Origin of the sequence: Methylobacterium sp. GC_Met_2 (assembly GCF_026540795.1) — a bacterium.
Classification (GTDB): Bacteria; Pseudomonadota; Alphaproteobacteria; order Rhizobiales; family Beijerinckiaceae; genus Methylobacterium.
Genome location: NZ_JALNUM010000210.1, coordinates 1 through 4,510, shown reverse-complemented (window position 1 = coordinate 4,510; position 4,510 = coordinate 1). Strand labels below are relative to the sequence as shown.

Genomic DNA, 4,510 nt, shown 5'->3' with positions numbered 1-4,510 from the left:
TCCGGCTGTCCCAGCTGCTGCCCGGATCCGGGTTTCCAAAGGGCTTCAGCCCTTTGGCGGGTTCTCAGGGCGGAGCTCTGAGAGGGTGACCAGGGCTCTGCCCTGGACCCGCGACAGGGCGCGCCCTGTCGAAACCACGACCTGATGCGCCTCGCGGGAGGGCGCCCTACGCGTTCGGGAGGGACGGCGCCGGCGGGCTCACGAGGCTCTCCCGGCGCAGGCCGACGCCGCTGGTCCGCTGCGCCATCATGGCCTGCAGCAGGGATTCCATCTGGTCGGCGGCCGCCTCGACCGCGAGCCCGTCCTGCCGGATGTTCGAGATGCAGTTGCGCCGGGAATCCGGCAAGCCCGGTTCCGGCGCGAAGGTGATGTAGCAGCCGAGGCTGTCGGAGGCGGACAGGCCCGGCCGCTCGCCGATCAGCACGACGACGCAGCGCGCCTTCAGGCGGGCGCCGATGGGATCGCCGATCGCGACCCGGCCCTGCTGCACCACCGCGACGGGGGCCAGACTCCAGCCGTCCCGGCGGACCCGCGCGGCGAGCGCGGCGGCGGTCGGCACCGCGTTGAGTGCGACCGCCGTGGCCGAGAGCCCGTCGGCGATTACCAGGGCGACGTCGAAGCCCTGGCCGAGCCCGTCGAGGGCCGCCTCCGAATCCGGGTGCAGCATGCGGCCCCGATCCGGCCGACGCAGGTATTCCGCCCGGTCGGCAACGTTGGCGTGGAGCGCGACCGACTCGAACCCCTCGGCCCGCAGGGCCTCGCGGATCGCCCCCGCGTCGAGGGGCGTCCAGACCGCCTCGCGGGCCCGGGCATGGTCCAGCCCGAAGGCGAGGGCCGCCCCGGTCGGCAGGCCGGCGCCGTGGGCGCCCAGCGCGATGCGGGCCTGGGTCAGCGCGCGCAGGTCGCGCAGCGACGGGGTTGCGGCACGTCTGGACTCCGCGGGCGCGCTCTTGGACTCCGCGGGCGCGCTCATGCCGCCCGCCCCGGCAGAAGGCGCGACGCCTCGGCCAAAGCCGGGGGCAATTCGCCCGGCGCGCTGGCGAGCCGGCCCTGCGCGTCCGTGATGCGGACCTCGCGCAGCCACGCTTCGAATTCCGGGGCTGGCGGGCGGCCCAGGGTCTCGCGGGCGAAGACCGCATCGTGGTGGGAGAGGGACTGGTAGTTCAGCATGACATCGTCCGCTCCCGGCACCGTGATGACGAAGTTGACGCCCGCCGCGCAGAGCAGGGTCAGGAGGGCGTCCATGTCCTCGCCGTCGGCGTCGGCGTGATTGGTGTAGCAGACGTCCACCCCCATCGGCAGGCCGAGAAGCTTGCCGCAGAAATGGTCCTCCAGCCCGGCCCGGATGATCTGCTTGCCGTTGTAGAGGTATTCCGGCCCTATGAAGCCCACGACCGTGTTGACGAGCAGCGGATCGAACTCCCGCGCCACCGCGTAGGCGCGGGCCTCCATGGTCTGCTGGTCGATGCCCCAATGGGCATCGGCCGAGAGGGCCGAGCCCTGGCCGGTCTCGAAATACATGTACTGCCCGCCCTCCGGGCAGCGGCCGAGCGCCCGGGCCGCCTCGGAGGCTTCGCGCAGCACGGCGAGATCGACGCCGAAGCCGGCATTGGCCTTCTGCGAGCCCGCCACCGACTGGAACACGAGATCCACCGGCGCGCCCTTCGCCATCGCGTCGATCGCCACGGTGACGTGGCCGAGGCAGCAATGCTGGGTCGGCACGTTCAGGCGCAGGCGCAGGGTCTCCAGAAGCTCGACGATGCGGATGTAGTCCGGCAGCGAATCGGTCGCCGGGTTCACCCCGATCACCGCATCGCCCGAGCCCATCAGCAGGCCGTCCAGCGCCGAGATCAGGATGCCGGCCGAGGAATCGGTCGGGTGGTTCGGCTGGTTGCGGGTGGCGAGGCGGCCGGGCAGGCCGATCGTGGAGCGGAAACGCGTCACCACCGGCCGCTTGGCGGCGATCGCGACGAGATCTTGCAGCCGGCAAACTTTTGAAACGGCGGCCACCATCTCGGGCGTGAGTCCGGGGGCGAGGGCTGTCAGCGCCGCCGCATCGGCCGCCGGGGCGAGCAGCCATTCCCGAAAAGCGCCCACCGTCAGCGACGCCACCGGCGCGAAGGCTTGTCCGTCGTGCCGGCGCGCGATGAGGTCCGAGACCTCGTCCTCCTCCGAGGGGATCAGCTCCTCGGCCAGGAAGGTCTTCAGCGGGAGGTCGGCCAGGGCGATCTGCGCCGCGAGGCGTTCCACCGGACCCTCGGCGCAGAGCCCGGCGAGCTGGTCGCCGGACCGCTCCGGCGTCGCCTTGGCCAGCAGGCTGCGCAGGTCGGGAAAGGTGAAGCGTGTGCTTTCAATCGTCGTCGCGTATGCCATGGCCGGCGCTCCGGGCGAGCTGTTCGGTGTCAGGTATACCGAGGGCCAGCTAGATTGCGAGGATTGCCTCGCGCCGTCAGCGCGCTCGAAGTCGGCGTAGCGTGGCTTACCACCCGCAAGGTGCACAAGGCTGATGAGTATGATTAGTTGCGGGACCACAACCATCATCGCCGTAGTGTCAAAGCGCTAACAACCGGAGCGAATGATGGTGTTGCCGAGTCCCGCAGCATCTCAATCTGTCCGCTTTGACATCACTTGACGATCTGTGCTGGTAGGATCTGCCTGAAAGACCGTTTTTCCCGAGGCGCGAGCTGACAACGGCAACATTAAACAGCTCTTTGTTGCGCATTTTCCTGTCAGTTATCTTGCAAAAATTCTACGAAAGGACTGACAGTCAGCGTCGGCCTCGCTAGAACCGCGTTTCCTAATGTGCTTACTGCGGAGCATCTGTAGCAGAGAAGCACTATAATTTTCACAAGAGACCTGTGCCGACCTCATTCGCCGAGACCCGCGGCCCGGAATGGGTTCGTTTTGCCAAAACGCCGCGGCGATAGTTTTACAAGTAGCGCCATACATCGGGTTGCTGCGGACGGCGCGACATGATCAGAAAATCAACAGGAGATCAGACATACAGTCCTGAAATCTTTCGCTTATCACCTTATCTACGAAATACATAACTGCTACGCTATGGATCTATACAATATACTGAGTCGTACTTCTTAATTTATTGATATTAATTTACTAGCGTTTCAGTATTGCTGTAGGATTATGAATTCTATAATTGCCGTCTGAAATTCCGCAAAGTGGTTCGCGCGATGATTGAAGCTAGGATTCCAACGGACTGTGATGGAGCTGTGCCTTGCGTCAACCCAGGCGGCTATTTTAATGCCGCACTCCGGGGCCGCCATGTGTGGGAATGGATTCGACGACGGCCGCTTCGAATGCTTGGCTGGCTACAGCAGTGCTTACCGTTCCACTACGCAATCTCTGCAAGGGAGGCGGACCAGTATCTCCACCGACAACGTGCACCTCAGGAGCGGTCGGCTCAACGCTCATTCTTCCTTAGTCTGCGTCTGGCCCATCCAGCACCAAGACCGCTCGCCTCAGACTACCTACGTAATGCCTTGCTATGCCTCGAAACGGGGTTAAGCGCGTTTTAATTTCGCAATTGCGAACGGACCCAAAATAGGACATGATTTTTGAATACAGGATCCGCGCAGTCTTCGCCCCCCCGGAAAAGGGGCTCTTCAGAAACGGTGGGCAAAAACAAATGGACTCGATCAAGCGCGAGCTGGTCGGCAGCGGCGAAGTGGATTTAGCTGGGCTGGCTGATCTGCCGGATACACACTCAGTTTTGCGCACGAGCTTCGATGTATCCATCGCGGCATTAATCTTGGTCCTGCTCGCCCCCCTGTTGGCGACAATCGCCCTGATGATCCGACTTGATAGTCGCGGACCAGCTCTGTTCCGCCAAACCCGTACTGGTTTGAACGGACGCACGTTCCTAATCTACAAGTTCCGCACGATGCACGTTCAGGAGGACGACGCAGTTGTGCGCCAGGCTCAGCGTGGTGATTCGCGTTTGACCGGGTTGGGGGCGATCCTGCGCAAGACTAGCCTCGACGAACTGCCTCAGCTCCTCAACGTGCTGTGTGGAGACATGGCACTGGTCGGTCCGCGTCCGCACGCGCTGGCTCACGACAGCCATTATGGCGCGCTCATCTCGAATTACCGCCAGCGATTTGCCGTGCGGCCGGGCATCACCGGCTGGGCGCAGATCAACGGCTCACGCGGCGCTACGCCTGAGGTCGCCGACATGCGACGCCGAATCGACCTCGACCTCTGGTACGTCGAGAACCGTAGCCTAGCTCTGGATCTCAAGATCCTGGTCGCAACGGCGCTACACATCTTGCCAAGCCGGTCCGACGCCTACTGATCCGGGTCGTCATCGGCAGGGTGAGTGGCGCCAAGCGACCGGTGACTCGAAACGGCGCTCATCCAGCCGATCTATTCGCGCATCGTCACCCGCGGTGTCCTCGACGATCGGCGCGCGGCGAGCTTCGTTCATGAAGTAGCCGAGACAGACCAGAAACACGATCGCCCATGCAAGCATGATTTTTCCTACTGACCATGGCTA

3 protein-coding genes are annotated in these 4,510 nt (G+C 64.2%); 1 reads left to right on the top strand and 2 read right to left on the bottom strand.

The features are described 5' to 3' along the window. Positions 1-166 precede the first annotated feature (166 nt). Together eutC and OXS49_RS32650 are read right to left on the bottom strand one after the other, a co-directional pair. Entirely contained in the window at positions 167-973 is an 807-nt protein-coding gene (gene eutC / locus OXS49_RS32655; RefSeq protein WP_267428665.1) for an ethanolamine ammonia-lyase subunit EutC, read from the bottom strand. Continuing rightward, on the bottom strand, positions 970-2,373 hold the full coding sequence (locus OXS49_RS32650; protein WP_267428664.1) for an ethanolamine ammonia-lyase subunit EutB: 1,404 nt from the start codon (positions 2,371-2,373) through the stop codon (positions 970-972). Before OXS49_RS32650 ends, eutC begins: the two co-directional genes overlap by 4 nt. 1,192 nt (positions 2,374-3,565) lie before the next feature. Here OXS49_RS32650 and OXS49_RS32645 point away from each other — a divergent pair. Beyond that, positions 3,566-4,309, top strand: coding sequence for a sugar transferase (locus OXS49_RS32645; protein ID WP_267428663.1), 744 nt, complete (start codon positions 3,566-3,568; stop codon positions 4,307-4,309). The last annotated feature ends 201 nt before the right edge of the window (positions 4,310-4,510 follow it).

Excerpts from the sequence above, each read along its gene's own strand:
- OXS49_RS32650 (WP_267428664.1), bottom strand. The coding sequence starts at position 2,373 with ATGGCATACGCGACGACGATTGAAAGCACACGCTTCACCTTTCCCGAC.
- OXS49_RS32645 (WP_267428663.1), top strand. The coding sequence starts at position 3,566 with ATGATTTTTGAATACAGGATCCGCGCAGTCTTCGCCCCCCCGGAAAAG.
- eutC (WP_267428665.1), bottom strand. The coding sequence starts at position 973 with ATGAGCGCGCCCGCGGAGTCCAAGAGCGCGCCCGCGGAGTCCAGACGT.